Raw genomic sequence first — 17,112 nt, 5'->3', positions numbered from 1 at the left:
AAGTTGCAGGCGATGATCACGCAGGTGGTGGCCTCGGTGCAGAGCGTCAGCGATTCGTCGGAACACACCGCCGACATCGCCATTCGCACCAACACCGGGGTGCACAAGCAGATGGCCGAGATCGACCAGGTTGCCACGGCGGTGCACGAAATGACCGCCACTGCCCAGGATGTGGCGCGCAATGCGACCCAGGCTGCGCAAGCCGCCAGCCACGCGGATCAGGCTGCCAGCCAGGGCATGCAAATCGTCCGCGACACCTCGACCTCCATCGGCGCGCTTGCGCTGGAAATCGGCCGCGCGGTCGGTGTCGTACAGACCCTGGCCAAGGACAGCGAGAACATCAACGCAATCCTCACCGCCATTCGCGGGATCGCCGAGCAGACCAACCTGCTGGCCTTGAACGCCGCCATTGAGGCGGCACGGGCCGGTGAACAGGGGCGCGGTTTCGCGGTGGTGGCTGACGAAGTGCGCAATCTGGCGCAGAAGACCCAGAAAGCCACGGAAGAAATCCAGACCATGATTCAGCAGTTGCAGCAAGGCACGCGGGATGTGGTGCGGGTCATGGAGGATAGCCAGAATCGCACGGACGAAAGCGTGCAACACGCGGCAAAAGCGGCAGAAGCGTTGGAAACCATCACCAAAGCGGTTTCGGTGATCAATGACATGAACACCCAGATCGCCAGCGCCGCCGAGGAGCAAAGTGCGGTGGCCGACGACATCAACCGGAACGTGATCAACATCGGTCAAGTGGCCAATGAAGTGGCCGGCGGCGCGGATGAATCGAGCGCGGCCAGTGCGGATCTGACCAAGCTGGCCGAGCAGCAGCGGCGGTTGATCAATCAGTTCAGGGTTTGATCCGACGACCCTCATCGCTGGCAAGCCAGCTCCCACACAGACCTGTGGTGTTCACAAACTGTGGGAGCTGGCTTGCCAGCGATGGGGCCGGTCCAACCACCAAAGCACTCAACCCGGCGTCAAACACTCCGGCCCATTGAGTTTCGGGTCATTGACCATGTTCGCCAGTACCCGTTCGCGCAAGGCGGCGGGCTCGCTGGCCAGCAACGCCTGCAAGGCATGCAACGGCGTTTCGGGATCGAGCCAGATGTCCTGCGCCGCCGCATCGAGAATTAAAGGTCGGCGCTGACTGGCGGCCGGCTGGGTAATCACGGCCGTACTCAACCACACCTGTTCCTGCACCGGATACGCCTCCCAGATGGCCGCGAAAAACAACGATGAGCCTTCCCCCGGCGTCAACCAGTACGGGCGCTTGCGCGTGGTGCCGCGCCACTCGTAGAAACCGTTGGCCGGCAACAGGCAGCGGCGCTCGCGCAAGGCCTGGCGAAACATCGGTTGTTCGGCAACGGTTTCGGCGCGGGCGTGGGCCGGGGTGCGCGACAGATCGGTCAGCCAGGGCGGCGTCAGGCCCCAACGGGCACGGGCCAACTCGCGCTGACCGTCCGCACCGGCACGCAGCATCAACACCGAATCATTGGGGGAAATGTTCCACTGCGCCTGCTGATCGGCGGGAAAACCGGGCAGGGCCGCGAAGGCGGGATTCCAGCGAAACAGGGCATAACGTCCACACATGGGGCAACACGACTCTTGATCAAACGAACGCCAGCCTAACAGACCAGCGTGCCGGGAAAACTTTCCGGTTCATCGCCGGACAGCGGCAGCGCGGCATTGTACGCGGTGATCAGCTCCCGGGCGTATTGCGCCTGATCGTTCTCCACCGCCAATCCCAGCAGGCCGAAGATCGGCAGTTCGCCGGTGCCGCCCACCAGATCCCGACCGACCAGATGCGCCTCGATGCCTTCACTGGCCAGCATGCTTTGCAGCAACTCGCCTTCCATCAGGTTTTCCGGTTCATAGATGCGCTGCATAAAGGGCTCTCACTCGTCTTCGCCGTGCACATCGAGCATCCATTCCTGACCATCGGTTTGCAGCGTGAACACAATCGGCCGACAACATACCGGACAGTCCTCGATGTACTGTTGATCGCCGCCAGACAAGTCCAGAACCGCCTCGCAATCTTCACCACAATACGGACATTGATAATGCTCGGTTTCCAGCATCGCGGTCTCCCAGGTGACTTGTGCGTATAATCGCCGGTCTATTTGCAGGGCTATTTTTGTCTGACTACTTTTTCAGACCGTGCCCCGTTGGTTTTCGATCAAAACCTTTACTTACCCTAGCCGTTTCCAACAAGAGAGCATGATGGGCGAATTCGATGCCATCCGACCTTACGACGACAGCGAAGTCCCAGCGGTGCTGGCACGGTTGCTCGGCGACAAGGCGTTTCTAGATATCCTCACCCACTTCCGCTTCCCGCGTTTCGCTGGCGCTTTAGGCTGGGCGCTCAAACCTCTTATAGCTCATCGGCTGCGCCGTGAGTTCGCCGGCGTCAATTCGGTCGCCTCGTTGCAGGACAAAGTCGAGGTGTATGTCGACCACACCATCGAGAGGGCCACGGACGGTGTGACGTACACCGGCGTCGAGCAGTTCAAGTCCGGCAGCGCCTACGTGTTCATCGCCAACCACCGCGACATCGTGATGGACCCGGCTTTCGTCAACTATGCCGTGTACCACGCCGGCCTGCCGACCCCACGCATCGCCATTGGCGACAACCTGCTGCAAAAGCCCTTCGTCAGCGACCTGATGCGCCTGAACAAGAGCTTCATCGTGCACCGCTCGATCAGCGGTCGCCGCGAGAAGATGGCGGCGTACCAACTGCTGTCCGCGTACATCAATCATTCGATCCGCAACGATTGCGCCTCGATCTGGATCGCCCAGGCCGAGGGCCGGGCCAAGGACGGCGACGACCGTACCGAGTCGGCCATCCTCAAGATGTTCCACATGAGCCGCAAGGACGAGCCGTTTGGCGAAGTCATTCGCTCGCTGAACCTCACGCCGGTGTCGATCAGCTACGAATACGACCCGTGCGACCTGGCCAAGGCCCGTGAGCTTTATATCCGAGCCACCACCGGCAGCTACACCAAAGTGCCAGGCGAGGACGACGTCAGCATCGCCAAGGGCATTACCGGCTACAAGGGTCGGGTCCATGTGAACTTTGCCGCACCGATCACCGAGCTGTTCGAAGACACCAAGCAACTGGCCGTCGAAATGGACAAGCAAATCCTCGGTGGCTATCGCCTGTTCCCGGTGCACTACCTCGCCTATGCGCAATGGAAGGACGCCGACCCGCAATTACAGGTACCGAGCGCCGCCAAGATGTTCCCGGCCGATGAACTGGCCAAGGCCCAGGAGCAATGGCAACAGCGCCTGGACGCCTGCCCCGAGGAGCACCGCCCCTTCCTGGTGCTGCAATATGCGACGCCGGTACGCAATCAGTACCGTGTGAAGGCGGGATTGCCGCTGTAAGGCAGTTCGCGGATACGACAACGGCGCCTTTGGGGCGCCGTTTTTGTTTTCTGCTCACTACCGGGTTACATCTGGTTCAGACTCGAGTGCTGATCCACGACACCAGCAACGCCAACCCCAGGCAGGCAAAACCGAAGCTGTAGAAAAACCGGTTCATGCGCACGGTCGCGCCATCAAGAAACAACATGGGCTCATCGATGCGACGGCTCTGGCTCTGCGCCTCGAGGTTGGCCATCGCGCGCTGCTCGCGGCGGCGGGTCGCGTGCAGCAGCCATCCGCCGGGGCAAGCAAAGAGCAAGGCCAGCAGATTGATCAATTTGGCGGGATGGGCGGTAAGCAGCGTCATCAAATGCAGCGACATCATGGGCCTCGGGGGAAACAGATGTGGCAGACGCCGAACCGACGACCGCGGCGCGAATTCTACCGAAAGCCTGGGCATCTGCCCGTTCTTTCCGACAAATAACAAGCATTTGACCAACGGTTGTCCTGCGTCACGGCATCGTCATCTGCATCGGTCAGTCTGTCGCCCCTCGAAACCGACAGGGACCGTGTCATGTTGCACGCAGAAAACCAGGATCGACTCTACCTCATCAATCACAGCGACGAACAACAAGCCCTCGTCGGCAGCCTCGCCTTCAACGTTCAGGACCGCCATTGGCTGGTGTATTGCGCGCTGGGCGGCCATCAACATGCGGACTTGCCCGAAGCGGATTTGCTGACGGGTGTGAGTGTGCTGGACTTTTATTCGCAAGCGGCTTGATACCACGTCCCCCTGCAGGGGCTCGCCAGCGGTTGCCTTTGTGGGAGCGAGCCTGCTCGCGATGGGCTTGAGGACGCCGCGGGGTATCAGATTTCCTGCGGAATCGTTGACGACCATCGCGAGCGGGCTCGCTCCTACAGGGCTCGCATTACTCGCCGAGGATCTGACCTACGGTCGGGTCCTTGAACAGTCGGGTCAAGGCATCGCTCAACACGTCGCTGACCAGCTTGGTGTTGGTTTCCTGGTTCGGCGCCATGCCGAAACGCTGGTCCAGGGATGAACCATAACGGCCGCTGTAGCGACGATTGGCGTTCTGCACATCGGAGCGGAAGGTCGCGCCGATGGTCGCCTCGGTCACATACATGCCTTCTTTGGGCGACTGATACTTCAGCTCGGTCAGGGTCACGGTCAGTTGTGGCGCATTCATCGCGTTGGCTGTCGGGGTGAAGCCCAGCAGGCGCACGGCGGCTTCGGCCTGAGCCTGCAACTTCGGCAGGATCTGCTGGCCTTGCACGGTAATCGCGCTGGTTTCCGGGTACAGGCCACCACGGGTGCCCAGGGTCGGCGACGGACGGCCGTCCACTACACGCACCACCACCGGCTGACCGTGGCCTACCGGCGCCAGTTGAGCGGTGAGCTTGGGTTCCGGACTCAGTTGTTGCGGACTGTGGGCGCAGCCGACCAGCGTCAAGCTGGTCACAGTGATCAAACCGAACAACAGGCGTTGCAACATGCTCTTCTCTCCAGAATCAGGCACAAACAGGCCGGCAGTATAGCGGTGCGCCACTGCGGCTAACTAGGGTCATGCAACGATTACTGAAATCTCTGACACACCCTTGCCCACGCGGTTCCTGTCATACATTTTTCATCCGCCATTCACTTGCGCGTCACGACTGGAAGTCATCTTTGTCCGCAACCACCCAAAAGGTAATCTGCCATGCGCTTTCTCGTTTCGTTGTTCACTCCACGTCCGCGCCACCGCAGCTTTGCCCTGCTCGACAGCAATGGCCATTGCCAGGCATTCAAGCAATGCAGCCTTCAACCGATGGGCGATGGCTGGGTCGAAATCGAAGAAATTCGCCTCAACTGGTTGCACCGACCTCTGCCCGCTGGCGCCCGCGTCAGTCAGCATCAATCCCGTTCGCGGGTGCAACAACTGTTAACGACCTGACCAGACGCCTAATAAAAGTCATTAAACACGACCATTTCCCTGCATTTCTTAGATACAATCTCCCCCCGATTATAAGGACGTCTCCTGATCGGGCCTCGCAGCATCGTCAATGCCCAGGTATTGGCACCCCGCACCGCCCACAGAGAGCCGCCCACACAGATCGAGTGAAGCTGGCGCGCTTGCTGTTTTCTTCGGCAAAACCTCCACTTACCGCGAATCTGTAGAGCTGTCATTACGCTCGGTCACTGAGCTGTTTGCCCGTTTTGCCTGCCATGGTTTCCCTGGCGGCAAGCCATCCGGGCACGGTGCCAGGCTGGGACAGCCCTTTTTTGAGGTTCACGTCTTCAAAAGAGCGTGAAAAAAACGGGTTTTCACAACTTCACAAGAGTGTGGCGAGCAAATGAATAGTTTTGCGTCTGAACATGCACCATTAGCGTCTACAACAGCCCAACGACACAGGACCGAGTACTCCTCGAACACCGGAGCCTGAAGCCTGTCCGCTACGGATTTGGTTGCACAAACGGATGTATCGACCATAAGTCGAATTGCCTCCCGCGCGCTGAAATGAGTTCATATGGCTCATAGGCCCGGCAGGTAGCGTCCGTCGAAGTTGCGAAAAATTGCGAAGATTCGGACATGGCGATCCTGGCCATGAGTACCTGGGGCATCACTGACACGCCCCGGAACGCCTGGCAGCCATGCCGTCAATTTGGTGCTGCAGATTTTGGAGACGCGTTAAATGGCGCATAACGAAGCAGTCGACGTAGTACTGGTTGGGGCCGGCATCATGAGTGCCACCCTCGCGGTACTGCTCAAAGAGCTCGACCCCGCGATCAAGCTGGAAGTCGTCGAGCTGATGGATTCCGGTGCTGCGGAGAGTTCCAACCCCTGGAACAACGCCGGTACCGGTCACGCTGGCCTGTGCGAGTTGAACTACACGCCGCAGGCTGCCGATGGCACCGTCGACATCAAGAAGGCCGTGCACATCAACACCCAGTTCGAGGTGTCGAAGCAATTCTGGTCGTACCTGACCAAGAAAGGCACGTTCGGCTCATGCAAATCATTCATCAGCCCGGTTCCACACCTGAGTTTCGTGCAGGGTGAAAGTGGCGTGTCCTTCCTCAAGGAACGCTTCAAGGTGCTGAGCAAGCACCACGCCTTCGCCAGCATGGAGTACACCGAAGACAAAGCTAAAATGGCAGAGTGGATGCCATTGATGATGCCTGGCCGCGACCCTGGCGAAACCCTCGCCGCCACCCGCGTGATCAATGGCACCGACGTCAACTTCGGTGCCCTGACCAACCAGTTGCTCAAGCACCTGACCAGCGCACCCGATGCCCAGGTCAAGTACTGCAAGCGTGTGACCGGCCTGAAGCGCAACAACGGCGGCTGGACCGTCAGCATCAAGGACGTCAACAGCGGCAGTTCCCGTGATGTCGATGCCAAATTCGTTTTCCTCGGTGCCGGCGGCGCGGCGTTGCCACTGCTGCAAGCTTCGGGCATCGAAGAGAGCAAGGGCTTCGGCGGCTTCCCGATCAGTGGCCAATGGCTGCGTTGCGACAACCCGGAAGTGGTCAAGCATCACCAGGCCAAGGTCTACAGCCAGGCCGCCGTGGGTTCGCCACCGATGTCCGTACCGCACCTGGACACCCGTGTCGTCGATGGCAAGAAGTCCCTGCTGTTCGGACCTTATGCCGGTTTCACCACCAAGTTCCTCAAGCACGGTTCCTTCATGGACCTGCCGATGTCGGTTCGCGCCGGCAACATCGGCCCGATGCTCGCCGTGGCGAAAAACAACATGGACCTGACCAAGTACCTGGTCAGCGAAGTGATGCAATCGATGGAACAGCGCCTGGAATCCCTGCGCCGCTTCTACCCGGAGGCGAAAGCCGAAGACTGGCGCCTGGAGGTGGCTGGCCAACGGGTGCAGATCATCAAGAAAGACCCGAAGAAAGGTGGCGTCCTGCAATTCGGCACCGAACTGGTCGCCGCCAAGGACGGTTCCCTGGCCGCGCTGCTCGGCGCTTCGCCGGGTGCCTCGGTGACCGTTTCGATCATGATCGAGTTGATCGAAAAATGCTTCCCGGGCAAAGCCAAGGGCGAATGGGCTGCCAAACTGGCAGAAATCTTCCCGGCCCGTGAGAAAGTCCTGGAAACCGACGCTGCGCTGTATCGCAAGATCAACGCGCAGAACAACGTCGCGCTGGAACTGGTTGAAGCAAGCAGCGAAACCGAAAGCTACGCTTGATCGAGCCACACAAAAAACGCCCCGTTCTCATTGAGAGCGGGGCGTTTTTTTATGGGCGGTCAGCCTATCGTTGTGGCGAGGGAGCTTGCTCCCTCGCCACAAGTCAGCCGCGCGCTTTCTCGATCAGCTCGATGTAATCCGCTGCGTTGCGCTGATCCTTGATCAGGGCGACAAAATCATTGCCGTGCTCGTCCTTGCCGTTCAGGTCCAGGCCGGCCTCGACGAAGAACGTCAGAAAACGCTCGAAATCATCGATACGCAGGCCACGATAAGCCTTGACCAGTTTGTGCAACGAAGGCGAAGTGGCGTCGACCGGTTCGAAATCGAGGAACAACTTGATCTGCTCATCGCCGATCTCGTCACCAATCACTTGTTTCTTATCTTTACGCATTGCCGACTCCAGCTCGCAGACATTTCACGGGGCGGGCAGTTTACCCCTGCGCGGGCCCGGCACTCAACGCGGACGAACACTGCCAGTGTGAAGATCGGCCCAGATATGACCGTTGGCGTAACTGAGGAACTGGCAATACACCGTGTCATTGCGTAGCAAGTCCATCACCACCCGGTACTGAGCCAAGGGGTAATAGAGCGTCAGGGTCTTGCTCTTGTCGTCGTAGACCGGTTTTTTCAGGCTTTTGCTTTCGCCGTCGAAATTGACCAGCACCTGATTGATCGTGGCGCCCTTGTTCAAGGCTTTGCCCTTGAGGCGGATCGACAGCGGCGAGGTGACCGGAATCGGTTGCTGGTTGGACTGGCGTTGCGCACCGACCACCACTGAATAGTCGGTGACCTGCATCAGTTGCTGCTGCTCAGGCGCGGTATCGCGCAGGGTCAGGTCATCCGGTGGCAGGAACTGCGCATGCATCGGCGCCGGGGCGGCGGCCAGGGGAAGGCTGAGGGTCAGCAACAGGGCGGCGCAGCAGCGGATCGAACGGCTCATGACAGGCTCCGGAATCGGGGCTGAGCACTCTAGCATGAGCTAACAGGACTGGATGGGTGAACACATCTCCTGCAGGTCATGGTTCAGTCGAACTGCGCGCGCATCCAGGCGTGATACTCCGCGACACCCGGTTCACCTTCACGCGGTGCCCAGTGGGCCTGCTCGCCTTCACCCACCGGACGGTAAGGACCGGCCTTGCATTCGAACATCAGGCTGTCGGCCTCCAGCACCACCAGACCATGGAACACGCCAGCGGGCAGGTCCACGCCAACGCAATCACCACCGGCCTGCAGGACCGACCTGCTCAGCACTGCACCGGATTCGTCGAAGATCAACAAGCCCAGCTTCCCCTTGAGCACCAGCAAGGTTTCAGCCTTGTTTTCCCCCAGGTGCCGGTGAGGCGGGATATAGGTGGCAGGCTGCAAACCCACCGCCATGCGGTGACAAGCCTCTTCCATCTGGTGGAAATTGTGATGTTGGCGTCCGCGAGGATTAGCCGCGGCTTTCTCGGCCAGTTCAGCGAACAGCGTTTGATCAAGAAAGCTCGCGTTGGTCATGGTCTTACATACCTTTGACGGCAAAAATCCCGTTGGCGTTGCGCCAGTAGCCTTTGTAATCCATGCCGTAGCCGAAAATGTAACGGTCGATGCAGGGCAGCCCCACGAAATCGGCCTTGAGATCCGGACGCGCCTTGCGGTCATGGTCCTTGTCGATCAGCACGGCGGTGTGCACTTTGCGCGCGCCGGCGTGTTTGCAGAAGTCGATGATCGCGCCCAGGGTGTGACCTTCGTCGAGGATGTCATCGATGATCAGCACATCGCGGTCGATGAACGACACTTCCGGCTTGGCCTTCCAGAACAGCTCGCCGCCGCTGGTTTCGTTGCGATAGCGGGTGGCGTGCAGGTAGGAGGCTTCCAGCGGGAAATGCAGATGGGTCAGCAGTTTGCCGGCGAAAATCAGCCCGCCGTTCATCACACAGAACACCACCGGATTGCTGTCCGCCAGTTGTTCGTTGATGTGCGCACCGACGCGAGCGATGGCCGCCTCGACTTCAGCTTCGGTGTACAGGCAGTCAGCCTCTCGCATGATTTGACGGATATGCTCGAGATCAGCGGACATGGTGCTCTCCAGGGGGGTGACGGATTTGGGAAAAGCGGGCAAAGGTACGCATCAAGCGAGGCCAGATCAAGCGTTTGTGGACTAACGTACTGAATGTCTATAGGACAACACCCTCGGATAGATTAATCTAGGCCGGTTTTTTTGCCCGCCGCCGGAGCCTTTCCCATGCCCATCCTCGAGATCCGCCATCCGCTGATCCGTCATAAACTTGGCCTGATGCGCCGCGCAGACATCAGCACCAAGAATTTCCGTGAACTCGCTCAGGAAGTCGGCGCCCTGCTGACCTATGAAGCCACCAAAGACCTGCCGCTGGAAACCTACGATATCGAAGGTTGGTGCGGCACTGTGTCGGTCGAGAAAATCGCCGGCAAGAAAATCACTGTAGTACCGATCCTGCGCGCCGGCATCGGCATGCTCGAAGGCGTGCTGAGCCTGATCCCGGGCGCCAAAGTCAGCGCCGTGGGCGTGGCCCGCAACGAGGAAACCCTCGAAGCCCACACCTATCTGGAAAAACTCGTCCCTGAAATCGACGAACGGCTCGCGATGATCATCGACCCGATGCTCGCCACCGGCGGTTCGATGGTCGCCACCATCGATCTGCTGAAAAAAGCGGGCTGCAAGGACATCCGCGCCATGGTGCTGGTGGCCGCGCCGGAAGGCATCGCCGTGGTCGAGAAAGCTCACCCGGACGTGACTATCTATACCGCTTCCATCGATCAGAAATTGAACGAACACGGTTACATCATCCCGGGCCTGGGCGATGCCGGTGACAAGATCTTCGGCACCAAGCAGAAGGACGCGTGACCATGCAGGATGAGTTCAACGATCCGCTCTGGCGCACGGTGCTGTCCGGCGCACAGATGCTGTTCGTGGCCTTCGGCGCTTTGGTGCTGATGCCGCTGATCACCGGCCTGGACCCGAACGTGGCGCTGTTTACCGCCGGCCTGGGGACGATTCTGTTCCAGATCGTCACCGGGCGTCAGGTGCCGGTGTTCCTGGCCTCGAGCTTTGCCTTCATCACCCCGATCATCCTCGCCAAAGGCCAGTTCGGCCTGGCCGCGACCATGGGCGGCGTGATGGCGGCCGGTTTCGTCTACACCTTCCTCGGCCTGGCCGTGAAGATCAAAGGCACCGGCTTCATCGACCGCTTGCTGCCGCCCGTGGTCATCGGCCCGGTGATCATCTCCATTGGCCTGGCCATGGCGCCGATTGCCGCCAACATGGCGATGGGCAAGGCCGGCGACGGCACTGAACTGATTCATTACCAGACGGCAATGATGATCTCGATGCCAGCGTTGCTGACCACCCTGATCGTCGCGGTGTTCGGCAAAGGCATTTTCCGCCTGGTGCCGATCATCTCGGGCGTGCTGGTGGGTTTTGGCATGTCGTTCTACTTCGGCGTAGTCGATACCGCGAAAATTGCTGCTGCGCCGTGGTTCGCCCTCCCCCACTTCACTGCGCCGGAATTCAACTGGCAGGCGATCCTGTTCATCGTTCCGGTGGCCCTGGCCCCGGCCATCGAGCACATTGGCGGTGTGATTGCCGTGGGTAGCGTGACCGGTCGCGATTACCTGAAAAAACCCGGCCTGCACCGCACCCTGCTCGGCGATGGCATTGCCACCACCGCTGCCGGCCTGTTCGGCGGTCCACCGAACACCACCTACGCCGAAGTGACCGGCGCGGTGATGCTGACCAAGAACTACAACCCGAAAATCATGACCTGGGCAGCAATCTTCGCCATCAGCCTGGCATTCATCGGCAAGTTTGGTGCACTGCTGCAAAGCATTCCGGTGCCGGTAATGGGCGGGATTCTCTGCCTGTTGTTCGGCTCGATCGCGGCCGTGGGCATGAACACGCTGATTCGCCACAAGATCGACCTGGGCGAAGCACGCAACCTGGTGATCGTGTCGGTGACCCTGGTGTTCGGGATTGGCGGCGTACTGGTCGGCACCGGAACCGGCCCCGATGACTTCGGCCTCAAAGGCATCGCGCTGTGCGCGGTGGTGGCGATTGCGCTGAACCTGATTCTGCCGGGCAATGACAGCTGGAAGCACAAGAAGGCGGATGAGCCGCTGGTGTAACAGATGATCCCTGTGGTGAGGGAGCTTGCTCCCTCACCACAGGTTGTATGCCTACAGCGCCAACGGCGCTCGCTCGCACAACGCACTCAACGCTCGCGCCCACTGCGGGTCATCGTTGAGGCACGGCACCAGCACCAACTCCTCGCCGCCCGCTTCGCGGAATTGCTCCCGTCCGCGATCACCGATCTCCTCCAGTGTCTCGATGCAGTCGGCGACGAACGCCGGGCACATCACCAGTACCTTTTTCACGCCACTCTTGGCCAGTTCGTCGAGGCGCGCTTCGGTGTAGGGTTCAATCCATTTCGCGCGGCCCAGTCGCGATTGAAATGACACCGACCACTTGCCGTCCGGCAAGCCCATGCGCCTGGCAAACTCGGCCGCGCTACGCAGGCATTGGGCGCGGTAACAGGTCGCCAGGGAGGCCGGCGAAGCATTCCTGCAGCATTCGTCATTCTTGAAGCAATGCTGGCCGGTCGGATCGAGCTTGGTCAGGTGGCGCTCAGGCAACCCGTGAAAGCTCAACAACAGGTGATCGTAGTCCTGTTGCAGATAAGGTTTGGCGCTGGCCACCAGGGCATCGAGGTATTCCGGCTGATCGTAAAACGGCTGGAGCACCGACAGTTGCACGTCGAGTTTCTTTTCGCGCACCACCCGCTTGGCCTCTTCGATCACAGTGGTGGTGGTGCTGTCGGCGAACTGTGGATAAAGCGGCGCCAGGGTGATTCGCTTGATTCCCGCGGCCACCAGACGCAGCAGCGACGACTCGATGGACGGCTCGCCATAACGCATCGCCAGCTCCACCGGGCCATGCTTCCAGTGGGCCGTCACGGCCTGCTGCAGGCGACGGCTGAGCACCACCAGTGGCGAGCCCTCCTCCCACCAGATCGAGGCATAGGCATGGGCCGATTGCTCGGGGCGCTTGATCAGGATCAACGACACCAACAAGCGCCGAACCGGCCATGGCAGGTCGATCACATACGGATCCATCAAAAACTGATTGAGGTAGCTGCGTACATCCGCCACCGAGGTGGAGGCTGGTGAGCCCAGGTTGACCAGAAGCAACGCGTGATCCGTCATGCAACGTCCTATTTCAGAGGCGGCTGGACAGATCGTCCAGGGCCGCGCGCAAATCAGTGAACTGGAAAGTGAAACCCGCCTGCAGCAAACGAACCGGCGTGGCTCGCTGACCGCCCAGCAGTAACAATGACAACTCGCCCAGGCCGATCTTCAGTACAAAGGCCGGCAACGGCATGAACGCCGGGCGATGGAGCACGCTGCCCAACGTTTTGGCAAATTCGCGATTGCGCACCGGCTTCGGTGCGCAGGCATTATATGGACCGCTGGCTTCATTGCGATGCAGAAGAAAATCAATCAGGGCGATTTGATCGTTGATATGGATCCATGGCATCCACTGGCGACCATTGCCAATCGGGCCGCCCAACCCTGATTTGAATGGCAACAACAGCCGCGACAAAAAGCCGCCTTCGGCCGACAGCACCAGCCCGGTGCGTATAAGGATCACACGAATACCCAAGGCCTCGGCGCGCTGCGCGGTTTCCTCCCAGGCGATGCACAACTGACTGGCGAAATCTTCGTTGACCGGTGGCGATTCCTCGGTCAGCTCGCGCTCGCCACCATCACCGTACCAACCGACCGCCGACCCGGAAATCAATACCTGCGGTTTGTGCTCACGGCCTTCAAGCCAGGTCAGCAAGGTTTCGGTCAGGGTGATACGGCTGCTCCACAACAAGGCTTTGCGTTTGTGCGTCCATGGACGGTCGGCGATCGGTGCGCCGGCGAGGTTCACCACGGCATCGACAGGGGCCGCGCCCAGGTCTTCGAGCCGCGCGATTCCACGCACTTGATCGCCACAGATTTTCGCGACTTTTTCAGGCGTCCGGCTCCAGACTGTCAGGCGATGCCCCTGACTCGACCAGTGTCGGCAGAGCTGACGTCCTATCAAACCAGTACCGCCGGTCAGCAATATGTGCATGACATCTTCCTCACGTGGCGTTTTACCCTGATCACTAGTCTATTTTTATAAGCAAGGGATCTTTTGGTATCGGGCAGGCTCTGTGTTTAACAATAGGCCAAGCTGTCAGAACGAGAACGCTAAAAGTTATACCAAAAAACAATATTGTACAGGTTTAAACCCCGGCGTAGTCTGTACAGAAAGGTAAACGAGGCCCTTATGACTGTACCTATCGCGATCATCGGCACCGGCATTGCCGGGTTATCCGCCGCACAAGCCCTGACAGATGCAGGGCATGTCGTTCAACTTTTCGATAAAAGCCGCGGCAGTGGCGGACGCATGTCGAGCAAGCGCAGCGACGCGGGCGCCCTGGACATGGGCGCGCAATATTTCACGGCTCGCGATCGCCGCTTCGTCACCGAAGTGCAGCGCTGGCAAGCCAACGGCTGGGTCGCCGAATGGGCGCCGCAGCTGTACACCTTTCATGGCGGCCAGCTCAACCTGTCACCGGACGAACAGACCCGCTGGGTCGGTACGCCGCGCATGAGCGCCATCACCCGCGCTTTGCTCGGCGACCTGGAAGTGCATTTCGCCTGCCGCATCACCGAGGTCTATCGCGGCGAAGAACACTGGCACCTGCAAGACGCCGAAGGCTTCACCCATGGCCCCTTCAGCCATGTGGTGATCGCCACGCCGGCGCCTCAGGCAACCGCGTTGCTGGCCTCCGCGCCGAAGCTTGCCGGTGCCGCCGCCGGGGTGAAAATGGACCCTACCTGGGCGGTCGCACTGGCGTTCGAAACCCCGCTGGACACCCCCATGGAAGGCTGTTTCGTGCAGGACAGTCCGCTGGACTGGCTGGCACGCAACCGCAGTAAACCGGGCCGCGACAACACCCTCGATACCTGGGTGTTGCATGCCACCAGCGCCTGGAGTCGCCAGCACATCGACCTGCCGAAAGAAGCCGTGATCGAGCAACTGCACGGCGCCTTCGCCGAACTGCTGCACAGTGCCATGCCCGCCCCGAGCTTCAGCCTCGCCCACCGCTGGCTCTATGCCCGTCCCGCGAGCAGCCATGAGTGGGGCACCCTGGCCGATGCCGACCTGGGTCTGTATGCGTGTGGCGACTGGTGCCTGTCCGGACGCGTGGAAGGCGCCTGGCTCAGCGGTCAGGAAGCCGCCCGCCGCTTGCATGAACACCTGCAATGAACCGCATCAACCCAAGCAAGTTGCTGCTGTCGAAATGGACAGCAGCCCACCCGCAAAACCGCGAGAAACACTTTCTGGTGACCGAACTGATCCGCAACGACGAAGGGGAGGTGCTGGAGGTCGAGTTGCAAGCGGTGTTGACCAAACGCAGCGAACAGCTCAAGTGGCAGGCCCTTCGCGATAAGGATCAGTGGAAGTTCGGCTGGCTGTAGGCACGTCTCGGAAAAACTTGTGCAAATTGTTTGACTTGTACACCTTTGAATCTATGATGAACCTATGTTGTACAGATCGCGAAGTCTGTATAGGTTTTGATTTTGAGGTGCTCCAATGCTCCCGTCCCCTGCCAAACCAAAAATCGCCATCAGCGCCTGCCTGATGGGCGCAGAAGTGCGCTACAACGGCGGGCACAAGGAATCGCGACTGTGCAGCCGCGTCCTCACCGACTACTTCGATTTCGTGCCGGTCTGCCCGGAAGTCGCGATTGGCCTGGGCATTCCCCGGGAGCCGATCCGGCTGGTGGGTGATCCGGATCAACCCGAAGCCGTCGGCACGATCAACCGCGAGATCAATGTCACCCGGCCGCTGGCCGATTACGGCCGGACGATGGCAGCAGAGCTGAGCGATATCTGTGGCTACATCTTTATGCAGAAATCGCCGTCCTGCGGACTGGAGCGGGTCAAGGTCTACCGCGCCAATGGCGCACCGCAGGACGGTGGCGGCCAAGGCATCTATGCCCGGGCGTTTTGCGCCTTGCATCCGGATTTGCCGGTGGAAGAAGACGGCCGACTCAACGACCCGGTGCTGCGCGAAAACTTTCTCACCCGTGTATTCGCCTACAGCGAATGGCAGCAATTGCTGCAAGAAGGCCTGACTCGACGCGGTCTCACAGACTTCCACTCGCGCTACAAATACCTGCTGATGGCCCACAACCCGGTGCAATACAAAACCCTGGGCAATCTGTTGGGCAGCATGGGCCGCACCGACCCGAAGGTGCTTGGCCCGCGCTATTTCAGCGAGTTGATGGCGGCCCTGAAAAAATGCGCGACCCGCCGCACCCACACCAACGTTCTGCATCACATCAGCGGTTACTTGAAACAGGCAATCAGCGCCGAGGATAAACAGGAAGTGCAACACGTCATTGGCCAGTACCGCCACGGCATCGTGCCATTGGTGGTGCCGCTGATGCTGCTCAAGCACTACTTTCGCCAGCACCCGGACCCCTACATCGCGCAGCAGGTTTACCTGCAACCGCACCCGGAAAACCTCAGCCTGCGAAACGCCATCTGATGAAAGTCCCTCTCGACAGTAGCGCCAGCGAAGACCTCGGCGCCGATTTCAAGAAGGCCCTGGACGAGGGCTGGCTGCCGATCCGCGAAGTGGCCCGGCAAACCGGGGTCAACGCCATCACCTTGCGCGCCTGGGAGCGGCGCTATGGCCTGATCGTGCCGCAACGCACGCCCAAGGGGCATCGACTGTTCTCGACCGAACATGTGCAACGCATCCTGACCATCCTCACCTGGCTCAATCGCGGCGTAGCCGTCAGCCAGGTCAAGCAATTGCTCGACACCCCGCAAGACTTCAGCGAGTCCGCGGAGAACGATTGGCAGCGTCTTCGCCAGACCTTGTTGCAAGCCGTTGCGACTTTGTCCGAGCGCACTCTGGACGACACCGTCAACCAGGTCATGGCCCTGTATCCACCGCGGACCTTGTGCGAACAACTGCTGATGCCATTGCTCACCGATCTGGAACAACGCTGGCAAGGCCAGTTCGGCGCGCAAATGGAGCGGGTATTTATTTATTCCTGGCTGCGCAGCAAATTCGGCGCGCGCATCTACCATAACAATCGTCAGCTACACACCGCGCCGTTGCTGTTGATCAACCACTCGGACCTGCCCCTCGAACCTCACCTGTGGCTGACCGCGTGGCTGATCAGCAGTGCCGATTGCCCGGTGGAAGTGTTCGACTGGCCCCTACCCGCCGGCGAACTGGCGCTGGCGGTTGATCATCTGCAACCCCGTGGCGTCCTGCTGTACTCCAGCAAAGCCATCAACCCTTCGCAGCTGCCGAAACTGTTCAATGGCGTCAGTTGCCCAAAAATGATTGCCGGACCAACGGTATGCATCCATCACGCCGAGTTGTCCGTAAAAACATCAGAGATCGCTGATCTGTACGTGGCCGAAGATCCTTTGGCAGCTCATCAAGTACTGGTTCAGCGCGGGCTTATTTAATGCGGG

General features: G+C 60.0%; 22 protein-coding genes. 11 read left to right on the top strand and 11 right to left on the bottom strand.

Translation table 11 applies throughout. The annotated features are described in order from the left end of the window. The first annotated feature begins 12 nt into the window (after positions 1–12). The gene (locus tag ACX3YF_RS12465) at positions 13–855 is read left to right on the top strand and encodes a methyl-accepting chemotaxis protein (protein ID WP_458946224.1); all 843 of its coding nucleotides are present in this window, start codon (positions 13–15) and stop codon (positions 853–855) included. Between the two features lie 108 nt (positions 856–963). Here the strand turns inward: ACX3YF_RS12465 and ACX3YF_RS12460 are convergent, their stop codons facing one another. The 3 genes from ACX3YF_RS12460 to ACX3YF_RS12450 are packed head-to-tail and all read right to left on the bottom strand — an operon-like array spanning position 964 to position 2,075. After that, entirely contained in the window at positions 964–1,587 is a 624-nt protein-coding gene (locus ACX3YF_RS12460) for an SOS response-associated peptidase (protein ID WP_047533082.1), read from the bottom strand. A 35-nt stretch (positions 1,588–1,622) separates the two neighbouring features. Beyond that, positions 1,623–1,883 carry a putative signal transducing protein gene (locus ACX3YF_RS12455; RefSeq protein ID WP_090464998.1) on the bottom strand — a complete coding sequence of 87 codons (261 nt, stop codon included), beginning with the start codon at positions 1,881–1,883 and terminating at the stop codon, positions 1,623–1,625. Positions 1,884–1,892: 9 nt separating this feature from the next. Next, the gene (locus tag ACX3YF_RS12450; protein WP_130208271.1) at positions 1,893–2,075 is read right to left on the bottom strand and encodes a CPXCG motif-containing cysteine-rich protein; all 183 of its coding nucleotides are present in this window, start codon (positions 2,073–2,075) and stop codon (positions 1,893–1,895) included. A gap of 142 nt (positions 2,076–2,217) precedes the next feature. Between ACX3YF_RS12450 and ACX3YF_RS12445 the strand changes: the two genes are divergently transcribed. Continuing rightward, the gene (locus tag ACX3YF_RS12445; RefSeq protein ID WP_189340423.1) at positions 2,218–3,381 is read left to right on the top strand and encodes a 1-acyl-sn-glycerol-3-phosphate acyltransferase; all 1,164 of its coding nucleotides are present in this window, start codon (positions 2,218–2,220) and stop codon (positions 3,379–3,381) included. A gap of 76 nt (positions 3,382–3,457) precedes the next feature. On the opposite strand, the gene ACX3YF_RS12440 is transcribed toward ACX3YF_RS12445, so the two are convergent. Continuing rightward, positions 3,458–3,742, bottom strand: coding sequence for a hypothetical protein (locus ACX3YF_RS12440; RefSeq protein ID WP_130208275.1), 285 nt, complete (start codon positions 3,740–3,742; stop codon positions 3,458–3,460). 192 nt (positions 3,743–3,934) lie between these two features. On the opposite strand from ACX3YF_RS12440, the gene ACX3YF_RS12435 reads away from it, so the two are divergent. Further along, complete coding sequence (locus tag ACX3YF_RS12435) at positions 3,935–4,141, top strand: hypothetical protein (protein WP_047533094.1); 207 nt, start codon at positions 3,935–3,937, stop codon at positions 4,139–4,141. Between the two features lie 148 nt (positions 4,142–4,289). Here ACX3YF_RS12435 and ACX3YF_RS12430 read toward each other — a convergent pair whose 3' ends face one another. Beyond that, positions 4,290–4,874 carry a YajG family lipoprotein gene (locus tag ACX3YF_RS12430; RefSeq protein ID WP_090325093.1) on the bottom strand — a complete coding sequence of 195 codons (585 nt, stop codon included), beginning with the start codon at positions 4,872–4,874 and terminating at the stop codon, positions 4,290–4,292. A gap of 204 nt (positions 4,875–5,078) precedes the next feature. On the opposite strand from ACX3YF_RS12430, the gene ACX3YF_RS12425 reads away from it, so the two are divergent. Both ACX3YF_RS12425 and mqo read left to right on the top strand, forming a co-directional pair. Continuing rightward, positions 5,079–5,312 carry a hypothetical protein gene (locus tag ACX3YF_RS12425; protein ID WP_130208277.1) on the top strand — a complete coding sequence of 78 codons (234 nt, stop codon included), beginning with the start codon at positions 5,079–5,081 and terminating at the stop codon, positions 5,310–5,312. 739 nt (positions 5,313–6,051) lie between these two features. Further along, on the top strand, positions 6,052–7,560 hold the full coding sequence (gene mqo, locus ACX3YF_RS12420) for a malate dehydrogenase (quinone) (protein ID WP_103405131.1): 1,509 nt from the start codon (positions 6,052–6,054) through the stop codon (positions 7,558–7,560). Positions 7,561–7,663: 103 nt separating this feature from the next. Here mqo and ACX3YF_RS12415 read toward each other — a convergent pair whose 3' ends face one another. From ACX3YF_RS12415 to ACX3YF_RS12400, 4 genes are all read right to left on the bottom strand, one after another. Next, positions 7,664–7,951, bottom strand: a complete 288-nt coding sequence (locus tag ACX3YF_RS12415; protein WP_090465008.1) for a PA4642 family protein — start codon at positions 7,949–7,951, stop codon at positions 7,664–7,666. Positions 7,952–8,014: 63 nt separating this feature from the next. Further along, on the bottom strand, positions 8,015–8,500 hold the full coding sequence (locus ACX3YF_RS12410) for a hypothetical protein (RefSeq protein WP_130208279.1): 486 nt from the start codon (positions 8,498–8,500) through the stop codon (positions 8,015–8,017). An 83-nt stretch (positions 8,501–8,583) separates the two neighbouring features. Then, a complete protein-coding gene (locus ACX3YF_RS12405; RefSeq protein ID WP_130208281.1) occupies positions 8,584–9,057 on the bottom strand; it encodes a WbuC family cupin fold metalloprotein in 474 nt (157 codons plus the stop codon). Between the two features lie 4 nt (positions 9,058–9,061). Then, the gene (locus tag ACX3YF_RS12400) at positions 9,062–9,619 is read right to left on the bottom strand and encodes a hypoxanthine-guanine phosphoribosyltransferase (RefSeq protein ID WP_047533108.1); all 558 of its coding nucleotides are present in this window, start codon (positions 9,617–9,619) and stop codon (positions 9,062–9,064) included. A 165-nt stretch (positions 9,620–9,784) separates the two neighbouring features. Here ACX3YF_RS12400 and upp point away from each other — a divergent pair, with 165 nt between their 5' ends. Next, the gene (gene upp / locus ACX3YF_RS12395; RefSeq protein ID WP_096509110.1) at positions 9,785–10,423 is read left to right on the top strand and encodes a uracil phosphoribosyltransferase; all 639 of its coding nucleotides are present in this window, start codon (positions 9,785–9,787) and stop codon (positions 10,421–10,423) included. A gap of 2 nt (positions 10,424–10,425) precedes the next feature. Continuing rightward, positions 10,426–11,700: a uracil-xanthine permease family protein gene (locus ACX3YF_RS12390; protein ID WP_130208283.1), complete on the top strand. Its 1,275-nt coding sequence runs from the start codon at positions 10,426–10,428 to the stop codon at positions 11,698–11,700. Positions 11,701–11,751: 51 nt separating this feature from the next. Here the strand turns inward: ACX3YF_RS12390 and hemH are convergent, their stop codons facing one another. Together hemH and ACX3YF_RS12380 are read right to left on the bottom strand one after the other, a co-directional pair. Beyond that, positions 11,752–12,777 carry a ferrochelatase gene (gene hemH / locus ACX3YF_RS12385; RefSeq protein WP_130208285.1) on the bottom strand — a complete coding sequence of 342 codons (1,026 nt, stop codon included), beginning with the start codon at positions 12,775–12,777 and terminating at the stop codon, positions 11,752–11,754. Between the two features lie 13 nt (positions 12,778–12,790). Further along, positions 12,791–13,693: a TIGR01777 family oxidoreductase gene (locus ACX3YF_RS12380; protein ID WP_130208287.1), complete on the bottom strand. Its 903-nt coding sequence runs from the start codon at positions 13,691–13,693 to the stop codon at positions 12,791–12,793. Between the two features lie 198 nt (positions 13,694–13,891). On the opposite strand from ACX3YF_RS12380, the gene ACX3YF_RS12375 reads away from it, so the two are divergent. The 4 genes from ACX3YF_RS12375 to ACX3YF_RS12360 all read left to right on the top strand — a co-directional run bounded on the left by ACX3YF_RS12375 (position 13,892) and on the right by ACX3YF_RS12360 (position 17,106). Then, positions 13,892–14,878, top strand: coding sequence for an NAD(P)/FAD-dependent oxidoreductase (locus ACX3YF_RS12375; protein ID WP_196585282.1), 987 nt, complete (start codon positions 13,892–13,894; stop codon positions 14,876–14,878). Then, positions 14,875–15,090, top strand: coding sequence for a TIGR02450 family Trp-rich protein (locus ACX3YF_RS12370; protein WP_130208291.1), 216 nt, complete (start codon positions 14,875–14,877; stop codon positions 15,088–15,090). Before ACX3YF_RS12375 ends, ACX3YF_RS12370 begins: the two co-directional genes overlap by 4 nt. A gap of 115 nt (positions 15,091–15,205) precedes the next feature. Next, positions 15,206–16,165: a YbgA family protein gene (locus ACX3YF_RS12365; protein ID WP_130208293.1), complete on the top strand. Its 960-nt coding sequence runs from the start codon at positions 15,206–15,208 to the stop codon at positions 16,163–16,165. After that, positions 16,165–17,106, top strand: coding sequence for a MerR family transcriptional regulator (locus tag ACX3YF_RS12360; RefSeq protein WP_130208295.1), 942 nt, complete (start codon positions 16,165–16,167; stop codon positions 17,104–17,106). The genes ACX3YF_RS12365 and ACX3YF_RS12360 overlap by 1 nt, the downstream gene beginning before the upstream one ends. Positions 17,107–17,112: the final 6 nt, after the last annotated feature.

This window comes from Pseudomonas fluorescens group sp. PF-69, from assembly GCF_054481235.1.
The sequence above is the reverse complement of the archived record's forward strand: the minus strand, read 5'-3'. Positions and strand labels throughout refer to the sequence as shown.